The organism is Rhodobacter viridis (assembly GCF_003217355.1).
GTDB lineage: Bacteria > Pseudomonadota > Alphaproteobacteria > Rhodobacterales > Rhodobacteraceae > Rhodobacter > Rhodobacter viridis.
Genome location: NZ_QJTK01000008.1, coordinates 51,673 through 65,771 on the forward strand (window position 1 = coordinate 51,673; position 14,099 = coordinate 65,771).

Annotated in this window: 16 protein-coding genes; 10 read left to right on the forward strand and 6 right to left on the reverse strand. The window is 64.7% G+C overall.

All coding sequences use genetic code 11. The annotated features are described in order from the left end of the window. Nucleotides 1-25: 25 nt before the first annotated feature. Nucleotides 26-529 carry a type III secretion system chaperone family protein gene (locus C8J30_RS11330; RefSeq protein ID WP_110805963.1) on the reverse strand — a complete coding sequence of 168 codons (504 nt, stop codon included), beginning with the start codon at nt 527-529 and terminating at the stop codon, nt 26-28. 282 nt (nt 530-811) lie between these two features. On the opposite strand from C8J30_RS11330, the gene aroC reads away from it, so the two are divergent. Then, nucleotides 812-1,912: a chorismate synthase gene (gene aroC / locus C8J30_RS11335; protein WP_110806057.1), complete on the forward strand. Its 1,101-nt coding sequence runs from the start codon at nt 812-814 to the stop codon at nt 1,910-1,912. Here aroC and C8J30_RS11340 read toward each other — a convergent pair. The 4 genes from C8J30_RS11340 to hisA all read right to left on the reverse strand — a co-directional run bounded on the left by C8J30_RS11340 (nt 1,909) and on the right by hisA (nt 4,236). Continuing rightward, a complete protein-coding gene (locus C8J30_RS11340) occupies nt 1,909-2,211 on the reverse strand; it encodes a DUF1330 domain-containing protein (RefSeq protein WP_110805964.1) in 303 nt (100 codons plus the stop codon). The genes aroC and C8J30_RS11340 overlap by 4 nt on opposite strands. Nucleotides 2,212-2,280: 69 nt before the next feature. Then, nucleotides 2,281-2,592, reverse strand: a complete 312-nt coding sequence (locus C8J30_RS11345) for a phosphoribosyl-ATP diphosphatase (protein WP_110805965.1) — start codon at nt 2,590-2,592, stop codon at nt 2,281-2,283. Beyond that, on the reverse strand, nt 2,589-3,350 hold the full coding sequence (gene hisF / locus C8J30_RS11350) for an imidazole glycerol phosphate synthase subunit HisF (protein WP_110805966.1): 762 nt from the start codon (nt 3,348-3,350) through the stop codon (nt 2,589-2,591). The genes C8J30_RS11345 and hisF overlap by 4 nt, the downstream gene beginning before the upstream one ends. A 166-nt stretch (nt 3,351-3,516) precedes the next feature. Beyond that, nucleotides 3,517-4,236 carry a 1-(5-phosphoribosyl)-5-[(5-phosphoribosylamino)methylideneamino]imidazole-4-carboxamide isomerase gene (hisA, locus tag C8J30_RS11355; protein WP_110805967.1) on the reverse strand — a complete coding sequence of 240 codons (720 nt, stop codon included), beginning with the start codon at nt 4,234-4,236 and terminating at the stop codon, nt 3,517-3,519. 139 nt (nt 4,237-4,375) lie between these two features. Between hisA and C8J30_RS11360 the strand changes: the two genes are divergently transcribed. Beyond that, entirely contained in the window at nt 4,376-4,759 is a 384-nt protein-coding gene (locus C8J30_RS11360) for a DUF2147 domain-containing protein (protein ID WP_110805968.1), read from the forward strand. Nucleotides 4,760-4,838: 79 nt separating this feature from the next. On the opposite strand, the gene C8J30_RS11365 is transcribed toward C8J30_RS11360, so the two are convergent. After that, on the reverse strand, nt 4,839-5,678 hold the full coding sequence (locus C8J30_RS11365) for a universal stress protein (RefSeq protein ID WP_110805969.1): 840 nt from the start codon (nt 5,676-5,678) through the stop codon (nt 4,839-4,841). Nucleotides 5,679-5,926: 248 nt separating this feature from the next. Here C8J30_RS11365 and ccoN point away from each other — a divergent pair, with 248 nt between their 5' ends. The 8 genes from ccoN to ccoS all read left to right on the forward strand — a co-directional run bounded on the left by ccoN (nt 5,927) and on the right by ccoS (nt 14,002). Then, on the forward strand, nt 5,927-7,525 hold the full coding sequence (gene ccoN / locus C8J30_RS11370; RefSeq protein WP_110805970.1) for a cytochrome-c oxidase, cbb3-type subunit I: 1,599 nt from the start codon (nt 5,927-5,929) through the stop codon (nt 7,523-7,525). A gap of 12 nt (nt 7,526-7,537) precedes the next feature. After that, nucleotides 7,538-8,266 carry a cytochrome-c oxidase, cbb3-type subunit II gene (ccoO, locus tag C8J30_RS11375; RefSeq protein WP_110805971.1) on the forward strand — a complete coding sequence of 243 codons (729 nt, stop codon included), beginning with the start codon at nt 7,538-7,540 and terminating at the stop codon, nt 8,264-8,266. Between the two features lie 11 nt (nt 8,267-8,277). After that, entirely contained in the window at nt 8,278-8,448 is a 171-nt protein-coding gene (locus C8J30_RS11380; protein WP_110805972.1) for a cbb3-type cytochrome oxidase subunit 3, read from the forward strand. Between the two features lie 51 nt (nt 8,449-8,499). Continuing rightward, the gene (gene ccoP, locus C8J30_RS11385) at nt 8,500-9,393 is read left to right on the forward strand and encodes a cytochrome-c oxidase, cbb3-type subunit III (RefSeq protein WP_110805973.1); all 894 of its coding nucleotides are present in this window, start codon (nt 8,500-8,502) and stop codon (nt 9,391-9,393) included. 269 nt (nt 9,394-9,662) lie between these two features. Then, nucleotides 9,663-11,123 (forward strand): cytochrome c oxidase accessory protein CcoG, encoded by a 1,461-nt coding sequence (gene ccoG / locus C8J30_RS11390; RefSeq protein ID WP_110805974.1) that lies wholly within the window; start codon nt 9,663-9,665, stop codon nt 11,121-11,123. Nucleotide 11,124: 1 nt separating this feature from the next. Then, on the forward strand, nt 11,125-11,580 hold the full coding sequence (locus C8J30_RS11395; RefSeq protein ID WP_110805975.1) for a FixH family protein: 456 nt from the start codon (nt 11,125-11,127) through the stop codon (nt 11,578-11,580). 5 nt (nt 11,581-11,585) lie between these two features. Further along, nucleotides 11,586-13,814 carry a cation-translocating P-type ATPase gene (locus tag C8J30_RS11400; protein WP_110805976.1) on the forward strand — a complete coding sequence of 743 codons (2,229 nt, stop codon included), beginning with the start codon at nt 11,586-11,588 and terminating at the stop codon, nt 13,812-13,814. Nucleotides 13,815-13,843: 29 nt separating this feature from the next. Continuing rightward, complete coding sequence (ccoS, locus tag C8J30_RS11405; RefSeq protein ID WP_110805977.1) at nt 13,844-14,002, forward strand: cbb3-type cytochrome oxidase assembly protein CcoS; 159 nt, start codon at nt 13,844-13,846, stop codon at nt 14,000-14,002. Nucleotides 14,003-14,099 lie beyond the last annotated feature (97 nt).

Below are 14,099 nucleotides of genomic sequence, written 5' to 3' on the forward strand. Positions count from 1 at the left end.
TCGCATCTCCCTTTTGGACGGGAGATTAGGCGCGCCCGTAAGCCTCGGCAATGGCGACTTTCATCGCCGCTTCCGGGGTTTCATTGCCCCATGTCGCCAGCTGCATCGCCGGGTAGAAACGTTCCGACACCGTCAGCGCCGACCGGATCATCCGGTCGATCTGCTCATGCGCGGCGAACTGGCCGCCCGCCAGCACCAGCCCATAGCGCCAGACCATCAGCCGTTGCTCGCACCAATAGGTGAAGGCCCCGGTCCAGCACTGATCGTTGATCGCATTCAGCAGTTCGAACAGCGCGGCTTCGCGCTCTTTCGGCGGGTCGATCTCGAAGGTCGAGATCAGCCGCAGCGTCTCTTCGCCATCCGACCAGGCCAGCGTGATCGCATAGGACCGCCACTGCCCCTCCACCGTCATCGCGATCTGATCATGCGCGACGCGGTCAAATTCCCATTCGTAAGCGAGGGCCACGTTCTCGACCACGTCGATCGGGTGAAGATCGGAACCGTCGAGGAAATCTTCGCTCAGTGCCATGCGTCCCCCTGCTCGCCTGTATGCCCCGTTCAAAGCCCCGCAAGGATTCGCAAGGGCTACTATGAGCGGCAGTTATCCCAGCCGTCTCTACTAGATATCGTGGGGCCTGCTGGCCTTTGTGTAAAGCAGATTATCGTGGATAAGTCGTAAACGCGGACGATTTCCGGGGATAAATCCGGTATTTGCGCTGTCGCAGCGGCAAACGGGCGACCGCGCTTGCGGTCAATTCCCGCTTTATCGCCGCGCGGCCTTGGCTTAAGGCAGATGCAAACGGAGGCGCCCATGTCGTTCAACAGCTTCGGTCACATCTTCCGCGTCACCACCTGGGGCGAAAGCCACGGGCCGGCGCTGGGCGCCACGGTCGATGGCTGCCCGCCCGGCATCGAGATTTCGGAGGAGTTCATTCAGGTCTTTCTGGACCGCCGTCGTCCGGGCCAGTCGGCGATGACGACGCAGCGGCAGGAGCCCGACCGGGTGCGGATCCTCTCGGGCACCTTCGAGGGGCGCACGACCGGCACGCCGATCCAGCTGATGATCGAGAACACCGATCAGCGCAGCAAGGATTACGGCGAGATTTCGCGGCAGTTCCGCCCGGGCCATGCCGACATCACCTATCATCAGAAATACGGCATCCGCGATCACCGCGGCGGCGGGCGCTCCTCGGCGCGGGAAACCGCGGCGCGGGTGGCGGCGGGCGGTGTCGCGCAGGCGGTGCTGAAGGCGCTGGTGCCGGGCCTGACGATCACCGGCTACATGGTGCAGATGGGCGAAAAGCATCTGAACCGGGCGCATTTCGATGCCGCAGAGATCCTGCGCAACCCGTTCTTCCTGCCCGATGCTTCGGCCGTCGAGGAATGGACCGACTATCTGGCCGCGATCCGCAAGGATCAGAACTCGGTCGGGGCGGCGGTCGAGGTGGTGGCAACGGGCTGCCCCGTGGGCCTTGGTGCGCCGATTTATGCGAAGATGGACAGCGATCTGGCGGCCGCGATGATGACGATCAACGCCGTCAAGGGCGTCGAGATCGGCGAAGGCATGGCGGCGGCGGCGCTTCTGGGCACCGAGAATGCCGACGAGATCGTGATGGGGCCGAATGGGCCGGAATATCTGTCGAACCACGCGGGCGGTATTCTGGGCGGCATCACCACCGGGCAACCGATCGTGGTGCGGATGTCGGTCAAGCCGACCTCTTCGATCCTGACGTCGCGCCGCTCGATCAACACCGCGGGCGAAGCGGTCGAGGTGGTCACGAAGGGCCGCCACGATCCCTGCGTCGGTATCCGCGCCGTGCCGGTGGCCGAGGCGATGATGGCCTGCGTGATCCTCGATCACCTGCTGCTGGATCGCGCCCAGACCGGCGGGGTCCGCGGGCAGATCGGCTAACCGATCCAGCCCTCGACGATACAGATGTCCGCGTCCGAGACCGGGGTGCGCAGCGCCATGGCGTGCTGGTATTCCGGGCTCAGATAGCAGGCGCGGGCGATGGCAAGGCTTGGAAATTCGATGACGATGGTGCGGTGCCGCAGATCGCCCTCCACCACTTCCATCTCGCCGCCGCGGACAAGGAAGCGCGCCCCGTATTTCGCGAAGGCTACGGCATTCGCTTCGCGATAGGCCTGATAGGCCTGCGGATCGTCCACCGTCACATGGCCGACCCAGTAACCCTTGGGTGTTGCACTCATTTTCCTTCCCCCTTGCGATCAGCCTGCGGGCGGGGCGGGGGATTCGGCAAGGGGCTTGGCCGCGACCTTTCAGCCGCGCGATGCCTTTTCGGCAATGCCCGACGTGCCCGCGCGGCGGTCGAGTTCCGCCAGCACCTCGTCCATGCTCACATCGCGGGCGGCGAGCATCACGGTCAGGTGGTAAAGCACGTCGGCGGCTTCATAGACGAGGTTTTCGCGGTCGTTCTTCACCGCGGCGATGATCGCTTCGACCGCTTCCTCGCCGAATTTCTCGGCGCATTTTTCCGGGCCCTTGGCGAAGAGCTTCGCGGTCCAGGAGCTGTCGGGGTCCGCGCCCTTGCGAGCTTCGACGGTGGCGGCAAGGCGGGAAAGGGCGGTCATGCAAGCCTCATCGGGATGCCGGCGGCGGCCATATGGGCCTTGGCCTCGCCGATCGTGTAGGTGCCGAAGTGGAAGATCGAGGCGGCAAGCACGGCCGAGGCATGGCCCTCGGTCACGCCCTCGACAAGGTGATCAAGCGTGCCGACGCCGCCCGAGGCGATCACCGGGATCTTCACCGCATCGGCAATGGCACGGGTCAGCGGCAGGTTGAACCCGGCTTTCGTGCCGTCGCGGTCCATCGAGGTGAGCAGGATTTCCCCCGCGCCTTTCGCCTCGACGGTGCGGGCGAATTCGACCGCGTCGATGCCGGTGGACTTGCGTCCGCCATGGGTGAAGATCTCCCAGCGGCCCGGTTCGACCGTCTTCGCGTCGATGGCGACGACGATGCACTGGCTGCCGAAGCGATCCGCGGCTTCCGCCACAACATCCGGGTTCGCGACGGCGGCCGAGTTGAAGCTGACCTTGTCGGCGCCCGCGAGCAGCAGCGCGCGCACGTCATTGTGGGTGCGCACCCCGCCGCCCACGGTCAGCGGCATGAAACATTGCTCGGCGGTGCGGGTGACCAGATCGAACATCGTGCCGCGGTTTTCATGTGTGGCGTGGATGTCGAGAAAGCACAGCTCGTCCGCGCCCGCCGCGTCATAGGCCTTGGCGGCCTCGACCGGGTCGCCCGCGTCGATCAGGTTGACGAAGTTCACGCCTTTCACCACGCGACCGTCGGCCACGTCGAGGCAGGGAATGATGCGCGTCTTGAGCATGGGGCACTCCTTTGGCGCCTTTCTAGCGGGCGCGGCGCGGCTTGGAAAGCGCGCAGCGGGGCTCTGCCCCGCACCCCGGGATATTTGTCGCAAGATAAAGGGGATCGGCTTTTATCTTGCCGCAAATATCCCGGGGGAGTCCCGCAGGGACGGGGGCAGCGCCCCCTTACGCCTTCAGCGCCGCAAGCGCCGCCGTCAGATCGAGCGCGCCGTCATAGATCGCGCGGCCCGAGATCGCCCCGGCGATCACGCCGGTGTCGCGCAGCGCGATCAGGTCGGGCAGCGAGGACACACCGCCCGAGGCGATCACCGGGATCGAGACCGCCCGCGCGAGGGCCTCGGTCGCCTCGATGTTCGGGCCGGTCATCGCGCCGTCGCGCATGATGTCGGTGTAGATGATCGCGGCCACGCCCGCGTCCTCGAAGCTTTTCGCCAGATCGGTGACCATCACATCGGTCTCGGTCGCCCAGCCCTTGGTCGCAACCTTGCCGTTCCGGGCGTCGATGCCCACGGCCACCTGACCGGGGAAGGCCTTCGCGGCCGCGCGCACGAGGTCGGGGTTTTCCACCGCCACGGTGCCGAGGATGACGCGCGCGAGGCCCTTCGAGAGCCAGCGCTCGATCGTGGCCATGTCGCGGATGCCGCCGCCCAGCTGTGCGGGCACGGTGATGCGGGCGAGGATCGCCTCGACCGCGGCGCCGTTCACCGGCTCGCCCGCAAAGGCGCCGTTGAGGTCCACCAGATGGACCCATTCGCAGCCCGCGGCCTCGAATTTCGCGGCCTGCGCCGCGGGATCGGTGCCGAAGACCGTGGCCTTGTCCATCTCGCCGTGCAGAAGCCGCACGCAGTTGCCGTCCTTGAGGTCGATTGCCGGGTAGAGGATCATGGGCTGGCTCCTTGTCGCTGCCCGCCTCTTGCCACGCGGGGGGGGCGCTTGCCAAGACTGTGTGCGACGCCACGTCGGGCTTGCCGGGAATCGGCGCCCGTGGCGCAATGACGCGCAGGGAAACCGGGAGGAGACACCGATGAAGACGACCCTGATGGCGGCTTGCCTGAGCCTTGTGGCGGGCATGGCTGCGGCGGATCCGATCGAGGGGCTGTGGCAGACGCAGCCCGATGACGGCGCCTATGCGCATGTGAAGATCGCGCCCTGCGGTCCGGCCTTCTGCGGCACGATCGTGCAGTCGTTCAAGGACAGCGGGCCTTACGACTCGCCCAATGTCGGCAAGGAGATCGTGATCGACATGGTGCCTGCGGGGGAGGGGGCCTATGCGGGCAAGGTCTGGCGGCCGTCGAACGACAAGATCTACATCGGCAAGATCGCGCTTTCGGGCGGGTCGATGAAGCTCTCGGGCTGCGTCGTCGGTGGGCTGATCTGCAAGTCGCAGACCTGGACCAAGGTCGACTGAGCCTTTGCCCGAACGTGGAACGGCGCCCCGCGGGGCGCCGTTTCTTGTTGCCGGAGTGGTAGTCTCGTCGTCTCTTGTCTCAATGCGCCATCAGCACGGGCACTTCGGCCATCTCGAGCATGTTGCGCGTCGCCCCGCCCAGGATCGCCTCGCGGAAGCGCGAGTGACCATAGGCGCCCATCACCACCATTTCCGACGACGTGTCGCGGACATGGCGGTTGATCACATCCGAGATCCGCGGCAGCGTCTTGGCCAGAACCGACACTTCGACCTTCACGCCATGCCGCGCCAACCATTGGCTCAGCTGCCCGCCCGGATCGGACCGTTCGGGTCCGTGTGCGGGCGGATCGATCACCGTAATGTCCACGAGCGACGCCGCCTTCAGAAGCGGCAGCGCCTTGCGGATCGCATTCATCGCCTCGTTCGACTGGTTCCACGCCACCACCACGCGCCGCGGCGCGAGCGAGGGCACGGGCGCATCGGGCATGATCATCACGGGCGACTGCCCCTCGAACAGCGCGGCTTCGACCGCCGCTTCGAGTTCCTGACCACGCCCCTTGCCATAGGGATGCCCCATCACGACAAGGTCGGCAAAGCGGGCGCGCAGCCCCACGACCGTCGCGATCGCGCCGATCTGGGCCACCACGGCTTCGCTGCTCCAGCGGATCTGTTCGGAGGCGAGACGCTCGCGCATGGACCGTTCCAACTCGCGTGCTTCGTCTTGCGCCCGGTCGAGAACCTCCTGTTGCACGAAGGCCGTGGCCCCCGCGTAATAATAGCCCGTCTGGGTCCGGTCGACGCCCATGCAGAGCACTTCCAGATGGGCATCTTCGGCGCGGGCAACTGCCACTGCCGACTCAAGCTGAAGTCGGGCCTGTGAGACATCCGTCACAATCGTCAAAACTGTTTTATAGGCCATGAGACCCCTCCGCGTGCCGATTCTGCCCTTAAATTAACGGTTTCAAGAGGGTTACGCCTTGACGCGGATCAAGGTTTCAAGTGGACACTGTGCCACCGTGCGACGAACCGCCGCACCCTCTTGTCAAGAGTTTGATCAAGGTCAAAGCGGGTGTCATATCCTGCGGTCACAAAGCACAAGAGAGAGACTTCCCGCTCCGGCCGAATCGTCGGGACGGGATTGAAAAAACGCGAAGGGACGCAAAAAACATGTGGGATTACGTCAAGCTGATCGCGCTTGGCGTCGTAGCGGCTTTGGCCGCTTACGCCGCCAGTCAGGCGCGAGATCTGGCATACATGGTGAACATGGTCGAGGTCGCACTTGCGGCCGTGATCGCGTTCATCTGGGTGCTGCGCACCATGGGGGACCCCAAGCCCTCCAAAGACGAATATTTCGACGGCGTGATCCGCGCCGGCGTGATCGCAACCACCTTCTGGGGCATTGTCGGCTTTCTCGTGGCCGTCATCATTGCCTTCCAGCTGGCCTTCCCGCAACTGAACATCGAACTCGGTAACGGGATGTTCAACTTCGGGCGCATGCGTCCGCTGCACACCTCGGCCGTGATCTTCGCTTTCGGCGGCAACGCCCTGATCGCTTCGGCTTTCTACGTTGTGCAACGCACCTCGGCAGCTCGTCTCTTCGGTGGCACCGCGCTGGGCTGGTTCGTGTTCTGGGGCTGGCAGCTGATCATCGTGACGGCGGCCTCGTCCTATCTGCTCGGCGGCTCGCAGGGCAAGGAATATGCCGAGCTGAACTGGCACCTCGACATCCTCGTCGCGGTCGTCTGGGTGGCCTATCTGATCGCCTTCCTCGGCACGATCTTCAAGCGCAAGGAACCCCACATCTACGTGGCGAACTGGTTCTACCTGTCGTTCATCGTGACGATCGCCATGCTGCACATCGTCAACAACCTGGCCATTCCGGTTTCGATCTTCGGCACCAAATCGGTGCAGCTGATGGCCGGCGTGCAGGATGCGATGACGCAATGGTGGTACGGCCACAACGCCGTGGGCTTCTTCCTCACCGCGGGCTTCCTGGGCATGATGTACTACTTCGTGCCGAAACAAGCCGAACGTCCCGTCTATTCCTACAAGCTCTCGATCGTCCACTTCTGGGCGCTGATCTTCCTCTACATCTGGGCCGGTCCGCACCATCTGCACTACACCGCCCTGCCGGATTGGGCTTCGACGCTCGGCATGGTGATGTCGGTGATCCTGTGGATGCCGTCCTGGGGTGGCATGATCAACGGTCTGATGACGCTCTCGGGCGCCTGGGACAAGCTGCGCACCGATCCGGTCATCCGGATGATGGTGGTCTCGATCGGCTTTTACGGCATGTCGACCTTCGAAGGCCCGATGATGTCGATCAAGGCGGTGAACTCGCTCTCGCACTACACGGACTGGACCATCGGTCACGTGCACTCCGGTGCGCTCGGCTGGAACGGCATGATCACCTTCGGCATGCTCTACTTCCTGACGCCGCGCCTGTGGGGCCGTTCGGGTCTCTACTCGCTCAAACTCGTCAGCTGGCACTTCTGGCTCGCCACGATCGGCATCGTGCTCTACGCCTCGTCGATGTGGGTCACCGGCATCATGGAAGGCCTGATGTGGCGTGAAGTCGACGCGCAGGGCTTCCTCGTGAACGCCTTCGCCGACACCGTGGCTGCGAAGTTCCCGATGTACGTGGTGCGCGGCACCGGCGGCGTCCTCTATCTGACCGGCGGTCTGATCATGGCCTACAACCTCTGGGCCACGGTCGCGAAACAACCGAAGACGGCCGAGATCGCCGTTGCGGTTCCGGCGGAATAAGGAGCAACGCACATGTCAATCATGGACAAACACCACGTTCTGGAAAAGAACGCGACGCTGCTCCTGATCTTCGCCTTCCTCGTCGTCACCATCGGTGGCATCGTGGAAATCGCGCCGCTGTTCTACCTCGAGAACACCATCGAGAAGGTGGACGGGATGCGTCCCTACACCCCCCTCGAACTCACGGGTCGGGACATCTACATCCGCGAGGGCTGCTATGTCTGCCACTCGCAGATGATCCGCCCGATGCGCGACGAGGTGGAGCGTTACGGTCACTACTCGCTGGCGGCGGAGTCGATGTACGACCACCCGTTCCAGTGGGGCTCGAAACGGACGGGGCCCGACCTCGCCCGCGTGGGCGGCCGTTACTCGGATGCCTGGCATGTCGAGCACCTGTCGAACCCGCAGTCGGTGGTGCCGGAATCGGTGATGCCGAGCTACAGCTATCTGGCCAACGTGCCGCTGGATAACACCTATATCGAGGACCGTCTGTCCACGGACGCCCTCGTGGGTGTGCCCTACACACCTGAAATGATCGCCGCCGCCAAGGCCGACTTCGTCGGTCAGGCGGATCCGGACGCTGACAGCACCACGCTGGTGGCGAACTACGGCGAGAAGGTCAACATCCGCAACTTCGATGGCAAACCCGGCCTGACGGAGATGGATGCGCTGATCGCCTATCTGCAGGTGCTCGGTACGATGGTCGACTTCTCGACCTTCCAACCCGTGGCAAGTCGCTAAAGGAGCTGGGGATGGACTATCATATCTTGCGTGAATTCGCCGACAGCTGGGCAGCGCTTGCGCTCTTGCTCACCTTCATCGGGGCCGTGATCTGGGCTTTCCGGCCCGGTTCCACCAAGGTTCACGACGATATCGCGAACATCCCTTTCCGGCATGAAGACAAACCCGCCGATCGCGGCTGAGGCGAGAGCCTCGGCTACGACGACGGCGCCACGCGGTAAGGAGGCGTGGAGATGAGCAAAAAACCGACGACCAAGAAAGAGGTGCAGACCACTGGACACCAGTGGGACGGCATCGAAGAACTGAATACACCGCTGCCGCGCTGGTGGCTGTGGACCTTCTACGCCACCATCGTCTGGGGTGTGGCCTATTCGATCGCGATGCCGGCCTGGCCGATCTTCGCATCGGGGGCGACGCCGGGCGTGCTCGGGTCTTCGACCCGTGCCGATGTCGACAAGGAGATCGCCAAGTTCGCCGAAATGAACAAGCCGATCGAGGACAAGCTGGTTGCGACCGACCTCAATGCGATCGCCAATGATCCGGAACTCGTGACCTATACCCGCAACGCGGGCGCGGCGGTGTTCCGGACCTGGTGCGCGCAGTGCCACGGGGCGGGCGCGGGCGGCAACAAGGGCTTCCCGAGCCTGCTCGACGGCGACTGGCTGCATGGCGGCTCGCTCGAGACGATCTACAACGACGTGCTGCACGGCATCCGCGATCCGAAGGATCCGGACACGCTGCCGGTCGCCAACATGCCCGCGCATCTTGACGACCAGCTGCTCGAACCGGCGCAGATCGACGATGTGGTGCAATATGTCCTGAAGATCTCGGGGCAGACTGCCGACGAAGCCAAGGCGACCGCCGGTCAGCAGCTCTTTGCCGACAACTGCGTCGTCTGCCATGGCGAAGACGCCAAGGGCAACGTGGAAACCGGCGCGCCGAACCTGACCGACGGGATCTGGCTCTATGGCGGCGATGCGGCGACGATCACCACCACGATCCAGCATGGACGTGGCGGTGTCATGCCGTCGTGGAGCTGGGCCGAGCCGGGTGCGAAACCGCGTCTGAGCGAAGCGCAGATCCGGGCCGTGGCCTCCTACGTCCACAGCCTTGGTGGCGGTCAATAAGCTGGAAACCTGATCCCGGGGGGGTGCCTGACCCCCCGGGTAGCACCGACGCCCCGTCCTGTTCGCGCGTTTCCTGGGGCGTCGGTGCGTTTCAACATATCTGCCCCTTGGCTCCTCCGATCAAGGGGACACAATGGTCGAAATGCCCGTTTCCGGGGGAAAGCACGTCCAAAAAGCTGCATCGGCAATATAGCTTTAAGGTGCAGTTGCAAACCCGGCCCGTTCCTGTTCAATCCCGTCAGGACAGAGCCCAGCCAACGGAGTTACCCGTGAGCGCCAACGAACCAAGTCCCAACGACGCGCCGCTTTATTTCGCGCGCGAGCCGATTTTCCCCAGACGCATTTCCGGCAAGTTCCGTTCGCTCAAATGGGTGCTGATGGCGATCATGCTCGGCATCTACTACATCACGCCCTGGATCCGTTGGGACCGGGGCGCAGCCTTGCCCGATCAGGCGGTTCTGCTCGATCTGGCGAACCGGCGCTTCTTCTTTTTCGGGCTCGAGATCTGGCCGCACGAATTCTACTTCGTCGCGGGCCTTCTGATCATGGCGGGGCTTGGTCTTTTCCTTTTCACCTCGGCGCTGGGCCGGATCTGGTGCGGCTATGCCTGCCCGCAGACGGTCTGGACCGACCTGTACATCCTGGTCGAGCGCTGGGTCGAGGGCGACCGCAACAACCGCATCCGCCTGCACCGTCAGGCGTGGAATGCCGAGAAGATCCGCAAGCGGCTGATCAAATGGGGGCTCTGGCTGTTCATCGGTCTCGCCACCGGGGGGGCATGGGTGTTCTATTTCACCGATGCGCCGACGCTGCTTTCTGATCTCCTCACCGGAGACGCTTCGCCGATCGCCTATACCACCATCGCCATTGCCACCGCGACGACCTTTGCCTTTGGCGGCTTCGCCCGCGAACAGATGTGCATCTACGCCTGCCCGTGGCCGCGCATTCAGGCCGCGATGATGGACGAGGACACGATCACCATCGCCTACCGCGAATGGCGTGGCGAGCCGCGCGGCAAGCTGCAGAAGAACGAGAAGCTGGCCGAGGGGCAGGGCGACTGCATCGACTGCATGGCCTGCGTCAACGTCTGCCCGATGGGCATCGACATCCGCAACGGCCAGCAGCTCGAATGCATCACCTGCGGTCTTTGCATCGACGCCTGCAACGAGATGATGGACAAGATCGGCAAGCCGCGCGGCCTTGTGGGCTACATGGCGCTGAAGGACGAGGCGAACGAGCGCGCCGGCAACAAGGTCACGAATATCTGGAAACACGTGCTGCGTCCGCGCACGCTCCTGTATTTCACCCTCTGGGCGGGCTTCGGCGTCGCGCTGGTCGTCGCGCTGTTCCTGCGCTCGCCCTTGGACTTCAACGTCACGCCGAACCGCGATCCGTTGTTCGTGACGCAATCCGACGGCACGATCCGCAATATCTACACCCTGCGCATCCGCAACAAGCACGGCTCCGAGGAAAGCTTCCGGATCTCGGTCAGCTCCGAGGATGAAGCCCAGGCCAAGGCGCTGAAACTGACGCTGGAAGGGCAGGAGGGCGACACCGTCACTGTCCCGGCTGACCAGCTTTACAACCAGCGTCTCTATCTGGAAGCGGCGCCCGGTTCGAACTTCGCCGATGCGAAGCGGTCGGATATCAAGATCTGGGTCGAACAAGTGGGCGTCGAGGAGCCGGTTCGCGACTCGGCCGACACCGTCTTCAACGGCAAGGGGAACTGAGATGGCGAAACCGCTGACCGGGCGCAAGGTCTTGCTGATGTTCGTGGCCTTCTTCGGGCTGATCATCGCCGTCAACGTGACGATGGCGGTGCAGGCGGTGAAGACCTTCCCCGGGCTCGAGGTGGCGAATTCCTATGTCGCCTCGCAGACCTTCGACGCCGATCGCGCCGCGCAGGAACGGCTGGGCTGGACGGTGAAACCGTCCTACGCCAATGGCGTGCTGACGCTCGACATCCGTGACCGGGCGGGCCAACCCGCCCCCCTCGGCCAGCTCGAGGTTCTGGTCGGCCGCACCACCATGGCCGCCGAGGACAAGACGCCGGTGATGACGCTGACCAACGGCGTCTATACCGCGGCCCTCAGCCTTGCCCCCGGGGCCTGGCTGATCCACCTCTCTGCCAAATCTGCTGACGGGGTGCTGTTCCAGCAGCGCCTCGACTTCCTCATCGAAGGCTGAGCCTGATGACTGCTGCCCCTCTCGCGTCGGTGGCCTCCTCTGCGGAGGCCGCCGAAGATCACCTTCAGGCTTCGGCCTGCCCGGCCTGCCTCGCCGCCCCCTCGGCGGAAGAGCTGGCGAAATCGGGCGATATCAAGGGGGCGCGGATCATGCTGTCGCTGCCCACCGCCCATTGCGCGGTCTGCATCACCGATGTGGAACGCGAGATGGAGGCTTATCCGGGCGTCCGCTCGGCGCGGGTCAACCTGACGCTGAAGCGCGTTTCGATCGATGCCGAGGCCAATGTCGCCGCCGATGCGCTGGTCGAAGCCTTGGGCAAGATCGGCTACGAGGCCTACGAGCTTGACCCCGGCATGCTCTCGGCGACCGAGACCGACAAGCGCGGCCGGGACCTTCTGATGCGGATCGGCGTTGCCGGTTTCGCGATGATGAACATCATGCTCCTGTCGATCGCGGTCTGGTCGGGGGCCGAGGCCGCGACGCGCGACATGTTCCACTGGATTTCCGCCGCCATCGCGCTGCCGACCGTGGTCTTTGTCGGCCAACCCTTCTTCAGCTCCGCCTGGGGCGGGCTGAAACATGGCCGCGTCAACATGGATGTGCCGATCTCGCTGGCGTTGATTCTGGCCTCGTCGATCTCGATCTTCGAAACGATGCACCACGGCCATCACGCCTATTTCGACGCCGCCGTGATGCTGTCCTTCTTCCTGCTGGTCGGCCGCTACCTTGATTACCGCACCCGCGCCGTTGCCCGCTCGGCTGCCGAGGAACTGGCCGCGCTCGAAGTGCCGCGCGCGAACCTTCTGCGCGATGGCGTCGAGATGATCGTGGCGGTGGCCGATCTGAAACCGGGCGATCTGATCCGGGTGCGCCCGGGCGGCCGCATCCCGGCCGATGGCGAGGTGACGGAGGGCACGTCGGAAACCGACCGCTCGCTTTTGACCGGGGAAACCCTGCCGGTCTATGTCGGCCCCGGCACGATGCTGTCGGCGGGCGAGGTGAACCTGACCGGGCCGCTCACGCTGCGCGTCACCGCGGCGGGCAAGGACAGTTCGCTGCACCGCATGGCCGATCTGGTGGCGATGGCCGAAAGCGCCAAGACCCGCTACACGACCTTGGCCGAACGCGCCGCGCGGTTTTACTCGCCGATGGTGCATGCGCTGTCGTTTTCCGCCTTTGGCTACTGGATGTATGCCACGGGCGGCGATGTGCGCTTTGCCGTCAATATCTCGGCCGCCGTGCTGATCATCACCTGCCCCTGCGCGCTGGGTCTCGCGGTTCCCGCCGTGATCACCGCGGCGAGCGGAAAGCTCTTCCGCAAGGGCCTGCTGATCAAGGACGGCACCGCGCTCGAACGTCTGGCCGAGGTCGACACGGTGGTGTTCGACAAGACCGGCACGCTGACCATGGGCACGCCGGTGCTGGAAGAGAGCGACACGATCGACGAGGAAACCCTCTCCGTCGCGGCGGCGCTGGCCGTCGCCTCGTCGCATCCGCTCGCCAAGGCGATCCTTGCCGCGGCCGAGGCACGCGAGATCCGGCCCGTCACGCTTGACGATCTGCGCGAGGTGCCCGGCTTCGGCATCGAGGGGCGTCTGGGCCGTCTTTCCCTGCGTCTGGGGCGTGCCGACTGGGTGGGAGCCGAGCCCTGCGCCGCGACCGCCACGCATCTGCGTCTGGGCGAGGCGCCGCCGGTCACCTTCCGCTTCTCCGACCATCTGCGCACCGGCGCGGCCGAGGCGGTGGCGCTGCTCACCGCACAGGGCAAGCGGGTGCTGATGGTGTCGGGCGATGTCGAGACCGCGGTTTCGGCGCTGGCGGGCAAGCTCGGCATCACCGAATGGTATTCGGGGGCGCTGCCCGCCGAAAAGGCGGCGCTGATCGCCGATCTGATGGGGCAGGGCAAGCGCGTGCTGATGGTGGGTGACGGGCTCAACGACACGGCGGCGCTTGCCGCGGCGCATGTCTCGATCTCGCCCGCCTCGGCGCTCGATGCGGCGCGCACGGCCTCGGATATCGTGCTCTTGGGCGCCGATCTGGCGCCGGTGGGCGATGCCCTGCGCATCGCGGGGCAGGCGCGGCGCCGCATCAAGGAGAATTTCGCGATCTCGGCGGGCTACAACGTCGTCGCGGTGCCTCTGGCGCTTGTCGGCCTTGCGACGCCCCTCGCAGCGGCCTTGGCGATGTCCACCTCTTCGATTACAGTCTCGCTGAACTCGATGCGCCTGAAATAGGCGCATCCCCCCCCTGCGCGAGGGCCACCATGTCGATCCTGAGCTATCTGATCCCGATCTCGCTCTTTCTGGGCGGCTTCGGCCTTGTCGCTTTCCTCTGGGCGCTGAAAGAGCGTCAGTATGACGATCCGAAGGGCGATGCCGAGCGGATCCTGTCGGGCAAATACGACGACCGTCCGAAACGCTGACGCCGCGCAAAGGGGCGTATTTGGACCAAGAAAAAGCCCGGACCTTGCGAGGGGTCCGGGCTTTTTCTTGGTCCAAATACGCCCTTGCCCCGGGCTG

Coding starts and splice junctions, on each gene's coding strand:
- C8J30_RS11395 (WP_110805975.1), top strand. CDS start 11,125: ATGGCGAAACCGCTGACCGGGCGCAAGGTCTTGCTGATGTTCGTGGCC.
- C8J30_RS11380 (WP_110805972.1), top strand. CDS start 8,278: ATGGACTATCATATCTTGCGTGAATTCGCCGACAGCTGGGCAGCGCTT.
- ccoN (WP_110805970.1), top strand. CDS start 5,927: ATGTGGGATTACGTCAAGCTGATCGCGCTTGGCGTCGTAGCGGCTTTG.
- aroC (WP_110806057.1), top strand. CDS start 812: ATGTCGTTCAACAGCTTCGGTCACATCTTCCGCGTCACCACCTGGGGC.
- C8J30_RS11340 (WP_110805964.1), bottom strand. CDS start 2,211: ATGAGTGCAACACCCAAGGGTTACTGGGTCGGCCATGTGACGGTGGAC.
- C8J30_RS11400 (WP_110805976.1), top strand. CDS start 11,586: ATGACTGCTGCCCCTCTCGCGTCGGTGGCCTCCTCTGCGGAGGCCGCC.
- hisA (WP_110805967.1), bottom strand. CDS start 4,236: ATGATCCTCTACCCGGCAATCGACCTCAAGGACGGCAACTGCGTGCGG.
- ccoS (WP_110805977.1), top strand. CDS start 13,844: ATGTCGATCCTGAGCTATCTGATCCCGATCTCGCTCTTTCTGGGCGGC.
- C8J30_RS11360 (WP_110805968.1), top strand. CDS start 4,376: ATGAAGACGACCCTGATGGCGGCTTGCCTGAGCCTTGTGGCGGGCATG.
- ccoO (WP_110805971.1), top strand. CDS start 7,538: ATGTCAATCATGGACAAACACCACGTTCTGGAAAAGAACGCGACGCTG.
- ccoP (WP_110805973.1), top strand. CDS start 8,500: ATGAGCAAAAAACCGACGACCAAGAAAGAGGTGCAGACCACTGGACAC.
- C8J30_RS11365 (WP_110805969.1), bottom strand. CDS start 5,678: ATGGCCTATAAAACAGTTTTGACGATTGTGACGGATGTCTCACAGGCC.
- C8J30_RS11330 (WP_110805963.1), bottom strand. CDS start 529: ATGGCACTGAGCGAAGATTTCCTCGACGGTTCCGATCTTCACCCGATC.
- hisF (WP_110805966.1), bottom strand. CDS start 3,350: ATGCTCAAGACGCGCATCATTCCCTGCCTCGACGTGGCCGACGGTCGC.
- C8J30_RS11345 (WP_110805965.1), bottom strand. CDS start 2,592: ATGACCGCCCTTTCCCGCCTTGCCGCCACCGTCGAAGCTCGCAAGGGC.